This window comes from uncultured Eubacterium sp., assembly GCF_937958975.1.
GTDB lineage: Bacteria > Bacillota > Clostridia > Lachnospirales > Lachnospiraceae > Eubacterium_G.
Map to the genome: position 1 here is coordinate 51,412 of NZ_CALGRE010000022.1, position 14,356 is coordinate 65,767.

Sequence of the window (14,356 nt, forward strand, 5' to 3'; positions counted from 1 at the left end):
ATGTATGATGTAATTGTAGTTGGTGCAGGGCCAACCGGAAGCACTGCGGCGAAAGTATTGGCAGAAAAAGGATATAAAGTTTTGTTGATAGAAAAATTTAGATTGCCACGTTATAAGTCTTGTTCCGGTGTTTTGATTAAAAAGTCGATAGATTTGATAAAATTATATTTTGGAGAAAATGTTCCAAGCTTTACTATGTGTGAACCGGCTCAAAATTGTGGAATGATTTTTACAAATGATAATGGACAGGAGTTTCGATTTGAACAGGAAGGATTAAATATCTGGCGAGATTCCTTTGATTTCTGGTTAACAAAAAAGGCAATGGACAACGGAGTTCAGGTTAGAGATTGTACATCAGTTATTTCCTGTGAAGAAACAAAAAATTCTATAATACTTACATTACATGGAGCGCAAAATTATACAGAGGAAGCAAGATTTGTAATAGATTGTGAGGGAATTGTTGGAACATTAAAACGAAAATTAGTGAATACATCTCCAGAGTATATTACCACATTTCAGACATTTAATGAGGGGAGTATAGAGTTGAATCCGCACTATTTTTATGCTTATCTGCAACCGGAATTATCACAGTATGATGCATGGTTTAATGTCAAGGACAAGTTTTTGATATTGGGCGTATCAGTAAAGGATACAAGTAAAATTGAACATTTTTATGAGAATTTTCTTTACTATATGAAAAAGAATCATAATTTAAAAATTCATAAGCAGATGAAATCAGAAAAATGGTTAATGCCACATATTCGTCCGGGATGTCATATTGATTATGGTGTGGGTCGAGTTTTATTTTCCGGAGAAATTGCAGGTTTTTTAAATCCTATGGGAGAAGGAATTTCAGCAGGAATGGAAAGCGGATATTATGCGGCATGTTCAGTGGCAGAAAATTTTGATAATATTCAAGGGATATATAATACATATCGTGATAGTACAAGAAAATTAAAAAGTTATATGGAGCGGCAATGGAGTTTGGTTGGAGATATGGCGGATACTTTTAGTGAAATGAGATTTTAAAATAGAAAATATGTGTAACAAAAAATCTATGTTTACTTTAGTGTGGCGGAAAACACGCAGCTGATAAAGTTGATAGTGCGCAATTTTCCGTCAAAATTAATTTTATTGCATTTTAAGATTTTTTAGAAAAATATTGATTTTTTCGATTAATCCATGCAGTTGAGGCATCCATAGCTGTGCGGCAGGCATTGGTTTGGTCGAGTGCATTTAACATCACAAAATCGTGAATAATTCCATATATTTGTAAGGAAGTAACATCTATTCTTGCAAGACGTAACTTTTGCGCGAATGCTTCTCCTTCGCTGCGTAAAACGTCTGCCTGACCATTGATAATCATAGTATCGGGAAGTTGTTTTAAGTATTCCATATTTGCACGGAGTGGAGAGGCGGTTATCTGATTTCTGTCTGCTTCAGACATTGTATATTGATTCCAAAACCATTGCATTCCAGCTCGATAGAGGTAATAATCTACAGCGAATTGGCAGTAGGATGGTGTATTAAAGCAATGATTTGTTACAGGATAATATAGGAGTTGTTTTTGAATTTTTGGACCGTAGCGCATTTTAGACATTATAGACATTGCGATTGCCATATTGCCCCCGACACTGTCTCCGGCAACAGTTAGCGTGTTGTGGTTTATCGAATGCATATCTGGTGTACAATTAGCAAGTGTGTATTTTCCATCTATAATATCCCATATATGTGAAAGTATAAAATAGCACTGTTCAATAGCAATAGGATATTGTGCTTCTGGAGAACGGGTATATTCGGGAAAGATAATTAGAGACTCGGTTCTTGCTGACAGTTCTCTGATAAGTTTTTCGTGTGTATGAAAGCTCCCAAAAACCCAGCCACCGCCATGAATATATAAAATTACATTTTGAATACATTTGGAGTTTTGAGGAGTTACAAAATATATTGGTATTCGTCCAAAAGTAGTTTCTATTTTAGTATTACAAATATTAGCAGGGTATTTGTATACAGGGGAATCTTGCGCCTGTTCTAAAATCAATCGTCCCTGTTCAGGAGGTAATTGAAAAATAAGTGGTGGAATAGAACTCTGGTTACAGACCATTTCCGCAGCAGATTCCAGTGGAATACATCGTTTCATAAAATATCCTCTGTTTTTCTGATAATCTATTATATAATATTGAATCATTAGAGGGTTTAGAAGTGTTACATATATTTTTTTATGCAAATAAAAAGACGATAGAATTGATGAAAATCAAATACTATCGTCAGTTGAAGTAAAATCTATTGAATTACTTTTTAAAGAACTGTAACATGAGAAGCCTGAGGACCGGATTTACCTTCTGTAGTTTCAAAACTTACGCTTTGTCCTTCTTCTAAAGTTTTGAATCCCGGTGTTTCGATTGCTGAAAAGTGAACAAAAATATCTTTGTTTGCGTCATCTATTGTGATGAAACCATATCCTTTTTCCGAATTGAACCATTTTACTTTACCTGTACTCATTTTAGTACCTCCTTATTATAATTTTGAAAAAGAAGACACAAATGTATAAAAAAATCATTGTATATTAGTTTTTTGTACATAAGTGATAATACAATTAACTAATACCAATGATACTCTGCAACTATATTATTTCTTTTACTTATTTAGTATATCACGATTTTAGAAATTTATGCAATATAAATATTATATTATTATAGAGATTAAAAAGTTTATTTTAGTATAGTGAAAATAATGCAAAGGTAAAGTGCAAATTATAAAACAATTGAACCTTATCTTTTTATAACATATATTGTATAATCAAGTTATTATCAGCGTAGAGAATTTAAGGAGATGGGTAAAATGGCAGAACATATTTTAGAAAATGATTATTTGAAGGTAACTATAGAGGATAAGGGAGCAGAACTTGTAAGTGTTTACGATAAAGAAACTGGGATGGAGCGTATATGGTGCGCGAATCCGGATATTTGGAACAGACATGCACCGATACTATTTCCTTTTGTGGGTAAAGTAAATAATGGAGTTTACCGTCATGAAGGAATTGAATATGAGATGAAGACACAACATGGTTTTGCGAGAGATAAGGAATTTCAGCTTGTAACAAAAGAAGAAAAGCGTATAGTGCATTGTTTCAAAGCAGATGGGGATACATTCAAGATATATCCGTTTGATTTTGAACTTTATGTTTCTCATAGTTTTTCAGAAGAAAACCCGAGGGTTTTAGAGGTGAAATGGGAAATTAAAAATAATGGAGATATGGACATGTATTATTCGATTGGTGGACATCCAGGATTTGCTATACCTGTTAATAACAAATGGAGAAGAGAAGATTATTTGATAGAAATTCCTGAAAAAGCATTTGCACATTATATATTAATTCATTCAAAAACGGGACTGGCATTGCCGGATAAAACTTATCCATTGGTGCTCAATAGAAATGCATGCCATATAGCAAGAAACATGTTTGATAAGGATGCTCTTATTTTTGAAAATAGCCAGATGCATACTGTGAGAATACTAAAACCGGATAGAGAGCCTTTTGTTTCTGTATACTGTGCAGGTTTTCCATATGTAGGAATCTGGTCGAAGGGAGAGGCAGACTTTGTTTGTATTGAACCTTGGTATGGTAGAACGGATGATGATGGATATACAGGAGAATTAAAAGATAAAGCCGGTGAAATGAAGCTATTAGCAGGGGAATGTAAAGTGATTTCATATGGAATAGAGTTTCATAAATAAAAAACTGTTGCATATATTAAATATATATGGTAATTTTAGAACAGATATAAGGGAGTAGTTCACAACAAAAGTTGGTGTACTTTTCGTCATCACGTTTTATATAAACCGGAAAGTACAGTTAGATTTTTTCTAAAAGAACAAGACTTTTATCGCATTTTTTTGATGCGGCAAAAGTCTTGTTCTTTTTTTGTACCATCGAGGAAGAAAAGAAATTCGTTTGATGAGTGCATAAAATAAATAATCTTTAGGAGGTCATATGAAAGAATTTTGGAAGATGGAGAAAAGCCAGGTGATGTGTTGTCTTGATACAACAGAAGAAGGATTGATAACCAGTGAAGTGATAAGGCGCAGAGAGAAATATGGAAAAAATATTTTGCAGGAGAAAAAGAAGAAAAGTGTTTTACAAGTATTTTTAAAACAATTTTGTGACCTTCTTGTTATTATTTTAATTTTAGCTGCCATGATATCCGCTGTTTCTAAAAACATAGAAAGCACAATTGTAATTGGTGTTGTTTTATTAATGAATGCAATTCTTGGAACAGTGCAGTATATCAAAGCAGAGCAGTCTTTAGAGAGTCTCAAACAGTTGTCATCACCGATTGTCAAAGTCAAAAGAGATGGTAAAAAAGTGGAGATAAAATCGAATGAAATAGTTATCGGAGATGTGATTATAATCGAGGATGGGGATATGGTGGCAGCGGATGGGAGAGTCATATGCAGTAATTCTCTTAAGGTGAATGAAAGTTCTCTCACAGGTGAATCGTTGGAGGTGGAGAAAAGCGAAAAGCGAATAGATGGTAATGTAGCATTGGCAGATAGAGTTAATATGGTTTATTCGGGAAGTCTGGTGGTATATGGAAGAGGTGAGATGGTAGTCACATCCATCGGTATGAATACAGAAATAGGTAAAATAGCAAATTTAATGAATAAGGTACAGGATAGAAAGACACCTTTACAGAGAAATCTTGATAAATTTAGTAAAGGATTGGCATTTTTTATAATATCTATCTGTATTCTTGTTTTATGTATTTATTTATATAGAGGAATGAGTGTTATAGATTCATTGATGTTTGCTGTGGCTTTGGCTGTGGCAGCCATACCGGAAGCATTGGGTTCTATTGTTACGATTGTTCAGGCAATCGGAACGGGAAAAATGGCAAAGGAGAAGGCAATCATAAAAGATTTAAAAGCAGTGGAAAGTCTTGGGTGCGTATCGGTAATATGTTCCGATAAGACAGGAACGCTTACAAAGAATAAAATGATGGTACAGGATATTTTTATAGACGGGAAAATGATAAAAATAAAAGATATTGACTTATCAAAAGAATCACATCGTTATCTACTTTATGATGCTATCTTAGTAAACAATTCTTATTTTTCCAATGGGAAATATGTGGGAGACTCAACTGAATATTCTTTAATAGAAATGGCTCATAATGTTTCATTGAAAAATAATAAAACGTTAGATACAGAATTTATAAGAGAATGGATTTCCAGAAAAGAAGAAATTCCTTTCGATTCCACAAGAAAAATGATGAGTGTAAAATGTATTTTACATGGAGAGGAGACGATTCTCACAAAAGGAGCTCCGGATTTTTTGCTGGAAAAATGTATTAAGGTGAGATATAACAATGAAATCGTTGAGATGACAGATAAGGAAAGACAAAAAATTAATAAAGCATATGAGAAATATTCCGGGGAAGGTTTGAGAGTCCTGGCTTTTGCGTATAAAGAGACAAAAAACGAATTAAAGGTATGTGAAGAGTGTGATTATACTTTTATAGGTCTTATTGCAATGTCAGACCCACTGAGAGAGGAGACGATATCAGCGGTCAATGAAGCCGGGAGTGCAGGTATAAAGACTGTTATGATAACCGGAGATCACAGGACGACGGCTGTAGCCATCGCTAAAAAAGCGGGAATATATAAAGAGGGCGATATGGCGGTTACAGGATTGATGTTAGATGAAAAAGATGAACAATGGCTCGATGACAATGTGCAGAATATATCTGTGTATGCCCGTGTCTCTCCTGAAAATAAAATTAGAATTGTAGAAGCGTGGCAGAAAAAGGGAAATATTACGGCAATGACAGGAGATGGTGTAAACGATGCTCCTGCATTAAAAAAAGCAGATATTGGTATTGCGATGGGAATTACAGGTACTGAGGTATCCAAGGATGCATCGACTATGATATTAGCAGATGACAATTTTGCTACGATTATAAAAGCAGTGGCAAATGGCAGAAACGTATTTAGAAATATAAAAAATGCAATTATATTTTTGTTATCCGGCAATATGGCGGGAATATTAACTGTAGTTTATGCAGCAGTTTTAGGACTTCCGGCGCCTTTTACCCCTGTTCATTTACTATTTATGAATTTGTTAACAGATTCTCTTCCGGCAATTGCCATTGGAATGGAACCATCAGATATGTCTTTGTTAAAAAAACCACCTAGAAACCACAAAGATGGTTTACTGACAAAAGATTTTATTCAAAGAATAATATTACAGGGGAGTATTATTGCAGTCTCAACGATTATCTCATATCATATTGGATTAAAAGCATCGGAAATGTGTGCGGCTACTATGGCATTTTTAACTTTAACAATGGCACGGCTCTTTCATTGTTTTAATTGTAGAAATGAAAGAGCAATTACAAAAGTCAAAATTTTAACAAATAAATTTAGTGTCGTTTCTTTTCTAATTGGACTTATATTTATTTCAATGGTAGTTTTTATTTACCCATTAAACAGCCTTTTTAATATTGCTGATATTAATATAATTGATATATTGAGTTCTATTTTGTTAGCATTCGCACCTACGTTTATAATACAACTCTATAAAATTTGGTTGTTATAAACTGAAAAAAGGTTATACTATAGATACAGAAAAGGAAAAGGAGATAATATTATGGCAATAACAAAAATAACAGGTAAAAATTTTGAAAGTGAAGTTTTGAATGAGAGTAAAACTGTTTTGGTGGACTTTTGGGCGGATTGGTGCGGACCATGTAAGATGTTGAGTCCAATTGTAGATGAAGTAGCGCAGGAAATTACGGATATTAAAGTAGCAAAGGTTAATGTGGATGAGCAGCCGGAGCTGGCAATGAAATATAATGTTATGTCAATTCCAACATTAATTGTCTTTCAAAATGGAGATGCTGTTGAAAAATCAGTAGGTTTTGTGTCAAAGGATGAAATTTTGGCGCTATTAAAGAAATAAAAGAATATCATTTATTTTGTATCAATTTTCAAAACTATACTAAAATTATGGTAGCAATGCAATCATTATTGATTGAGGCAATGGGAGGCTTAAATGTATAATATTATAATAATTGGTGCGGGAACAGCAGGGATGACAGCAGCCATATATGCAAGAAGAGCAGGGCGTACAGTGCTCATAATAGAAGAAAAAAATTATGGTGGACAGATTATCAATACTCCGGAAATTGAAAATTATCCCGGGATTGAAAATGTATCGGGATTTGAATTTGCTACAAACCTTTACAATCAGGTGAAGGCATTAGATGCGGAATTTAAGTTTGAGAAGGTTTTACAGGTAAAGGATAATGGAGGAAAGAAAACTGTTATCACAGATAAAAATGAATACATGGCTGACAGCGTTATTATAGCTACAGGTGCAAAAAACAGAACTCTTGGAATTGATAGAGAAGAAGAATTTATCGGCGCAGGGGTGTCGTATTGTGCAACTTGTGATGGAGCATTTTTTAGAGGAAAAGATGTTGCGGTTGTAGGCGGTGGAAATACAGCGCTGGAGGATGCTGCTTTTTTAGCAAATTATTGTAATATTGTATATTTAATTCATAGAAGAGACACTTTCCGGGGGGAAAGCAGATTAGTTGATGTGCTAAAAACGAAAAAGAATGTAAAGTTTATTTTAGATAGTGTGGTAGATGATATCCTTGGAGATGACAGTGTCATAGGAATTATTGTTAGAAATGTCAAGAGTGAACAAAAAATGACTCTGGATATAAAAGGGTTATTTATTGCGGCAGGACAGATTCCGGATAATGGATATTTTTCTGATGTAGTCAATCTTGATGAAAAGGGATATATCAGCGCAGACGAGACATGCAGGACAGACACAAAGGGTGTGTTTACTGCCGGAGATTGTAGGACGAAACAAATCAGACAGCTTACAACAGCGGCATCGGACGGTGCGGTTGCCGCACTTGCAGCGTGTTCTTTTATAGATGAGAAAAATACAAAATAATAGGAGCGTTATAATATGAAAGATACAAAGACTATTTTAATTGTCGAAGATGAAGAAAAATTAAGAACGACAGTAGCGGATTTTTTAAAGCTGTATAATTATAATGTGCTTGAAGCGAAGGATGGACAAAAAGCAATAGAAATGTTTGAAGAAAATATGAAAGATATTGACCTGGTGCTTCTAGACATTATGCTGCCTGTTTTTGATGGTCAATATGTCTTAAAAAAGATTAGGGATTTTTCAGAGGTACCGATAATTATGATGACTGCCAAGACCGGAGATTATGAACAGATAAAAAGTTTTGGAAATGGTGTGGATGATTACATTAAAAAACCATTTATGCTTGTTCTTTTAAAGGCAAGAATTGAGGCAGTACTAAAAAGAGCAGGAGCTGGCGAGCACCGGATAGAAGAACTTGTGGCGGGGGATATTAAATTGGACTGCAGCGCAAGAAAGCTGTATAAAAGGGATGAATATATTATTACAACACCAAAAGAATATGAAGTATTATGTTATATGATGAAAAATCAAAATGTCACATTAAAAAGAGAACAGATATTAGATGCAGTGTGGGGGCAGGATTACGATGGAACCTACCGGACGGTTGACACGATAATCAAACAAATAAGAATAAAATTAGGCGACTGTCAGAAATATATAAAATCAATTTATGGAGTAGGATATATATTTGAGGTGTAATATGTTTAAAACAATAAAAGGGCGGATGATTTATCTTCAGGCAATAATGATATTCATTACGCTTGGTGTGCTTTTTATTATCTTTGTTTCATGTGCGGAAGAATATTATTTTAGTAAAAAGATTAACATTATGAAAAGGTCTTTTAAATATTTGAACACAATCGAGTTAGGAAAATTAGATAGTGGAGATAAAAAAATAATTTCTTTTGAAGAACAGAAATTAAAATTTATAATAGTAGATGAATCCTACCGTCCAATTTATGTTTCCGGCAAGGGGATTGGACAAAATGCAAAAAAAGACAAAGAGAGAATACAGAGTAAAATTGAAAACCGTATTATAAAAAAGCTTCATTTATTTGATGAAAATAATTTTGTGACAAAAAATGGCCAAACCAGAATACATGGTCGTGGAATGGTTAAACAGAATGGACATACATATTATGTCTATATTTACGAGCTGAAAACAGGAATGAAAATACATTTTTCGTATTATAGAATTTTCTTTGCTTTTATTATAGTGTTTGCAGCATTTATAAGTATTATAATATCATCTATTATTTCAAACAAAATAAGTAAACCTATTAAGCAGATGGAGATAAATACCAGAATGGCTGTTAAGAATGGGTATAATATTTCTATCAACGAACAGCAGGAATTTAAGGAACTTTCCGGTTTGGCAGAGAGTATTAATACGATGATTGCGCAGATAAGAAATCAAATTGAGACTTTAGAGCAGGAGATTCAAAGAAAAAACAATGTTGAAAATATGAGACAGCAGTTCGTGAATAATGTCTCACATGAGATGAAAACACCGCTTGCGATTATCTCTACTCAAGTCGAAATGATATTACTCTTAGATGATGAAGAAAAAAGAAAAGAATATTGTAATTCGATTATAGAAGAAACAGAAAATATGTCGGAATTAATAAATGAGATGATTGTAATATACTCGATACAGAGTGACCAGGAAGCCTTGATGGTTACAAATTGCGATATCAGTGATTTGGTGAGAACCTTATGCAAAGGGTACTTTAAATTGTTTCGTGCAAATCATATTATTTTGAAAGAAGAATATGATTTAGATACAGTAGCTCAGGTAAATGAAAAATTTATAAAGCAGGCAGTATCTAATTATATTACAAATTCGATAAAACATAGCAAGGAAGATGGAGAGGTAATTGTCAGAGTCCTGTCAAGGAACGAAAGTGTGAGAATTGAAGTCGAGAATCAGGGACAGCCGATTGACGAGACTTATAGAGACAAAATATGGGATATGTTTTACAGCGGAGATGGTAATGAGACGTTAAATGGTCAAAAGAGTAGTGGATTGGGACTTTATCTTGTAAAAAGTATTGCTGAATTGCATGATGCTAAGTATGGTTTTGATAATATAGAAAACGGTGTAATTTTCTATATTGATATACCAAAAGTGCAAAATTGAGATGAAAATAAATTGCATTCATAACGTAGTAAATATATAATGGTCTTATTGGTAACAGTAAAGTGAAAGGATAAGATATATGAATAATAACACGATTAAATTTGCTACTATTGGAAGTAATTTTGTGGTAGACTGGTTTTTACAAGGAGCAGCAAAGTGTCCATTATTAAAATATAAAGGAACATATTCCAGAAATATTAATAGAGCAAAAGAGTTTGGCAGTAAGTATGGAAGTACGTTATTTTTTGATGATTTAAATAGCCTGGCAAAATGTGATGAAATAGATGCAGTATATATTGCAAGTCCTAATTCAGAACATTTTGAGCAGGCTAAATTAATGATTGAAAATGGTAAACATGTTTTAATAGAGAAAACAATAGCAAGTAATGCGAGAGAAGTGCAAGAACTGATAAGACTTGCGTCGAAATATCAGGTTGTTATGATGGAGGCAATGTGTTCCGCACATGATCCGGGAATGAAAGCATTGGAAGAGGCTATAAACGAAGTGGGAATTGTAAGACGTGCAAGTTTTTCCTATTGCAAATACTCATCGAGATATGATAAATTTAAGAGTGGAACGATTGAAAATGCATTTAATCCGGATTATTCGAATGGAGCATTAACGGACATAGGTGTATATTGTGTACATCCCCTTGTAAAACTATTTGGTATGCCAAATGATATATTGGCACAAGCGATTATTTTGCCGGAAAGTATTGATGGTGAGGGGACGATTATAGCAAAGTATGACGGCATGCTTGCAGAATTACTGTATTCAAAGATATCAGATAATCACATTCCAAGTCAGATACAGGGAGAAAAGGGAACTATAATTATAAGTGATATTACAAATCCAAGAGAAGTTACAATTATTTATAGAGATGGAAATAGTAAAACGATGGATGTTGTGCATAGTGACAATACTTTGGAGTTTGAGGCAATTGAGTGGGCACATATGATTGAAAATAGAGATTACGGTGATAAGCACAGTAAATATTCATTGATGTCTTTGAAGATAATGGATGAGGCGAGAAGACAACAGGGAATTGTATTTCCTGCTGATAAAAAAGAGTGGAAAGAGAATTGAAATGAAAAGTAAAGGTGATTTGGCAAAAGAATATTTTTTGCAAGGATATAATTGTTCCCAGGCTGTTGTATTAGCCTTTTCGGATGAACTAAATATGAAAGAAGAGGATATTATAAAAATATCCTCTTCTTTCGGTGGTGGAATGGGAAGATTGCGAGAAGTCTGTGGAACTGTGAGTGGTATGTTTATTGTTGCAGGAGCACTATACGGTTATAATAATCCAAAAGATTTTGATTCAAAGAAGGAACATTATGAGCGAATACAAGATTTGGCGGAGCAGTTTAAAAAAGAAAATGGTTCCATTGTATGCAGAGAACTTTTAGGTTTGGATAGGCAAAAGGATGAGCCAACTCCGGAAAGACGAACGAATGAATATTATAAGAAACGCCCATGCCCGGAAATAGTAAAATGTGCCGCAGATATACTGGAAAGATACGTGAAAGAACATTAGGAGGAATAGAAATGATAACAGCAAAAGATGCAACAATAAAATACTCAGAGGGAGGAATCGCAAAAACCAATATGTCAATTTCCAAAATGTTTGTTTTGGCATTTATGGCAGGAATTTTTATTTCGTTTGCCGGTTCGGCAGCAACGATTGCAGCGTCTACTGTAGAGAATGCTTCTTTAGCAAAATTATTGAATGCACTAATTTTCCCGGCAGGTTTGGCTATGGTAGTATTGAATGGCTCTGAACTTTTTACGGGAAATAATTTAATGGTTATCTCGGTATTAGATAAGAGAATCAGTTTTTTATCAATGTTGAAAAATTGGATTGTTGTTTATATAGGAAACTTGGTTGGTTCTATGTTTATATCATGGATGTTTATATTGGGGCATGAATATTCATTATTTGGCAATGCCGTGGCAGAAAGTGTTATTAATACAGCTGTAGTAAAAACAAATCTTAGTTTTGAGGATGCTTTTGTGAAAGCAATTTTATGTAATATATTAGTATGTGCTGCAGTCATGATGGCAATGATGGCAGACAATGCAGCAGAAAAAATTGCGGCATTATATTTTCCAATTATGGTATTTGTAGTATGTAGCTTTGAGCATAGCGTGGCAAACATGGGGTATATCAGTGGCGGTCTCTTTGCAAAAATGAAATATGGAAATTTTGGGATGGATGTATCGGGACTTACATGGTACAGTTTTTTCATAAAAAATCTCTTTCCTGTAACGCTTGGTAATATAGTAGGCGGTTGTCTTACCGGCATGATGTATTGGTATACAGGAAAAGAGAAATAGTTATTGATAGTCTTTAAAAAGAAAGATATCAGGTGGAAATATTGTAAATAAAACGAATAGTATAAATATTAGTTCCCATAATATTATTGCAGCCTTTGAAGATAGAAAGTTCATATTGTAGTTTTGTAACAGGTAACCAAAAACAGAAAAGCAAACAATAATACTAATAATAAATATAATGATATCTACGGCTAATATATCAGTCTTAGCAATAGATGTGTATAAGTAAAATAATATTGGAATTGTCAATAGACCTGAAATAAGACCTATGAGTGCGGAAAAAAAGTAATTTTTGTATTTTTTACCATATTTAAAATAATGAAAGAAAATCCAGATACTAACCGGATAGTATAATAATTTTAAATGTTCCCACACGCTTTCATTGATAGGGGAAAAGATACCTACAATTGGATTTTTTCCAAAAAAGTCGTATGCGAAGTGTAGAAGAGTGCCGCATATTATCGTAAAAATAATTCCAAAAATTATAAATTTATTTATGTTTTGTGATATTCCTTTTTTCATATAACGCTCCTGTTTCTATTGGACTATTGTATTAAAGCTGAGACAAATAACTAAATGAACACTAACATTTTATGTTGTTTTTATAAAAATATTCCATTGACTTTTTGTTTTATTTGTTTTAGTATACTCATACAATTCAAATAACTATTAGAATTATAAAATTTAATTAGGGCTAGTACTGGTTTCGACAGGGATTTGGAAGTTGGTGAAGCTATCCGCAGGTGATGCGTTAACTCACAAAATTAAATTTAAACGCTGAAGATAATTTAGCATACGCTGCCTAGTTGCAGCTGTCACTTCTAAGAGGCCTACGGCTTAGAAGCTGGCATCGACTTAGTAGGGAACCCTGGTTACAAAGCTTTGAGTAATTGGGAGTAATATGAAGCTACTGAAGATGGAAGGGTGTTAGTTCTCGTCCGTTGGAGGGAATGTCAAATAACTGACTATGATAGTAGAAGAACAATGGAAGGGTTTTTGGACATGGGTTCGACTCCCATCTAGTCCACTAGTTGTGGTAAGGAGGGCCCCACGAAGTGGGAGGATGCCTTATCACGAAGCAGATGCTTACGAACGGAGTTTGTTTTTTTAATGCATCTGCTCCACTCTTGAACTCCTTTATTTAAAGGGGTTCTTTTTATTTGTGTGAAAATAGTTTGTTGGCTTACTCGTTAATATATTGAAAAAATCAGCATTGTTAAATATAATAATACGGTAATAATGAATGATTGGAGAATAAATAAATGCAGGATACAGCAATAGAGATGGCAAAAAGACTTCTGGTAGACAGTATTTGGAAAAGTGCGAATCTTGAAGGCTTAGGAACAACATTTCCAAAAACCGAAGCAATTTTGGCAAATGCGCCAACAACTACAAAGACGGAAGAAGTGCTTTTTATCGTGAATATGAAAAGGGCATGGCAGTTTTTGCTGGATAATCTTAACTATGATAACTGCATTATGCTTCTGAGGGAATATAATAAAATTGTGGGAGAACTGTTATTTAATTATGCCGGTGAAATTAGAACAATTCCGGTACAAATAGGTGGAACTTCATGGGAGTCGGAAATCCCACATGCTGGAGTGATTATTTCTGCAATTGAGGAAATAGAAAAAATAGAGGATATAGAATTAAGAGCATTAAAATATTTTTGTTATGTTGCTAGAACACAGATGTTTATAGATGGAAATAAACGAGTGGCTCAGCTCATAGCAAATAAAATATTGATTGAGAATAACATAGGAATTTTTCAAATACCTATTGAAAAACTTGAGAAATTTAAAATGTTATTAATTGAATTTTATGAGACGGGTAATGATAATAATATCATTGAGTTTATGAAAGCGTTTTGTTTGAAAAGAGTGATAAAATAGATTGGGAGAAACAT

At 33.7% G+C, this 14,356-nt stretch carries 14 protein-coding genes and 1 other RNA gene; 12 read left to right on the forward strand and 3 right to left on the reverse strand.

The window, feature by feature from the left end:
• Positions 1–1,029, forward strand: a complete 1,029-nt coding sequence (locus Q5O86_RS03785) for an NAD(P)/FAD-dependent oxidoreductase (RefSeq protein WP_302625818.1) — start codon at positions 1–3, stop codon at positions 1,027–1,029.
• A gap of 112 nt (positions 1,030–1,141) precedes the next feature.
• On the opposite strand, the gene Q5O86_RS03790 is transcribed toward Q5O86_RS03785, so the two are convergent.
• Together Q5O86_RS03790 and Q5O86_RS03795 are read right to left on the reverse strand one after the other, a co-directional pair.
• The gene (locus Q5O86_RS03790) at positions 1,142–2,140 is read right to left on the reverse strand and encodes an alpha/beta hydrolase (protein ID WP_302625819.1); all 999 of its coding nucleotides are present in this window, start codon (positions 2,138–2,140) and stop codon (positions 1,142–1,144) included.
• A gap of 158 nt (positions 2,141–2,298) precedes the next feature.
• Positions 2,299–2,502, reverse strand: a complete 204-nt coding sequence (locus Q5O86_RS03795; RefSeq protein WP_302625820.1) for a cold-shock protein — start codon at positions 2,500–2,502, stop codon at positions 2,299–2,301.
• Between the two features lie 339 nt (positions 2,503–2,841).
• Here Q5O86_RS03795 and Q5O86_RS03800 point away from each other — a divergent pair, with 339 nt between their 5' ends.
• From Q5O86_RS03800 to Q5O86_RS03840, 9 genes are all read left to right on the forward strand, one after another.
• Positions 2,842–3,738, forward strand: coding sequence for an aldose 1-epimerase family protein (locus tag Q5O86_RS03800; protein WP_302625821.1), 897 nt, complete (start codon positions 2,842–2,844; stop codon positions 3,736–3,738).
• Between the two features lie 256 nt (positions 3,739–3,994).
• Positions 3,995–6,598, forward strand: a complete 2,604-nt coding sequence (locus Q5O86_RS03805) for a cation-translocating P-type ATPase (protein WP_302625822.1) — start codon at positions 3,995–3,997, stop codon at positions 6,596–6,598.
• 51 nt (positions 6,599–6,649) lie between these two features.
• The gene (gene trxA, locus Q5O86_RS03810; RefSeq protein ID WP_302625823.1) at positions 6,650–6,961 is read left to right on the forward strand and encodes a thioredoxin; all 312 of its coding nucleotides are present in this window, start codon (positions 6,650–6,652) and stop codon (positions 6,959–6,961) included.
• A gap of 93 nt (positions 6,962–7,054) precedes the next feature.
• Entirely contained in the window at positions 7,055–7,972 is a 918-nt protein-coding gene (gene trxB, locus Q5O86_RS03815) for a thioredoxin-disulfide reductase (RefSeq protein ID WP_302625824.1), read from the forward strand.
• Between the two features lie 15 nt (positions 7,973–7,987).
• Positions 7,988–8,671 carry a response regulator transcription factor gene (locus Q5O86_RS03820; RefSeq protein WP_302625825.1) on the forward strand — a complete coding sequence of 228 codons (684 nt, stop codon included), beginning with the start codon at positions 7,988–7,990 and terminating at the stop codon, positions 8,669–8,671.
• A gap of 1 nt (position 8,672) precedes the next feature.
• The gene (locus tag Q5O86_RS03825) at positions 8,673–10,112 is read left to right on the forward strand and encodes a cell wall metabolism sensor histidine kinase WalK (protein WP_302625826.1); all 1,440 of its coding nucleotides are present in this window, start codon (positions 8,673–8,675) and stop codon (positions 10,110–10,112) included.
• A 79-nt stretch (positions 10,113–10,191) separates the two neighbouring features.
• On the forward strand, positions 10,192–11,199 hold the full coding sequence (locus Q5O86_RS03830; protein ID WP_302625827.1) for a Gfo/Idh/MocA family protein: 1,008 nt from the start codon (positions 10,192–10,194) through the stop codon (positions 11,197–11,199).
• A gap of 1 nt (position 11,200) precedes the next feature.
• Positions 11,201–11,650, forward strand: coding sequence for a C-GCAxxG-C-C family protein (locus Q5O86_RS03835; protein WP_302625828.1), 450 nt, complete (start codon positions 11,201–11,203; stop codon positions 11,648–11,650).
• An 11-nt stretch (positions 11,651–11,661) separates the two neighbouring features.
• Positions 11,662–12,450, forward strand: coding sequence for a formate/nitrite transporter family protein (locus Q5O86_RS03840; protein WP_302625829.1), 789 nt, complete (start codon positions 11,662–11,664; stop codon positions 12,448–12,450).
• Here Q5O86_RS03840 and Q5O86_RS03845 read toward each other — a convergent pair whose 3' ends face one another.
• Positions 12,451–12,972 (reverse strand): DUF6512 family protein, encoded by a 522-nt coding sequence (locus Q5O86_RS03845; protein ID WP_302625830.1) that lies wholly within the window; start codon positions 12,970–12,972, stop codon positions 12,451–12,453.
• 169 nt (positions 12,973–13,141) lie between these two features.
• Here Q5O86_RS03845 and ssrA point away from each other — a divergent pair.
• Positions 13,142–13,480, forward strand: a transfer-messenger RNA (tmRNA) gene (ssrA, locus tag Q5O86_RS03850).
• A gap of 232 nt (positions 13,481–13,712) precedes the next feature.
• Entirely contained in the window at positions 13,713–14,342 is a 630-nt protein-coding gene (locus tag Q5O86_RS03855) for a Fic family protein (RefSeq protein WP_302625831.1), read from the forward strand.
• The last annotated feature ends 14 nt before the right edge of the window (positions 14,343–14,356 follow it).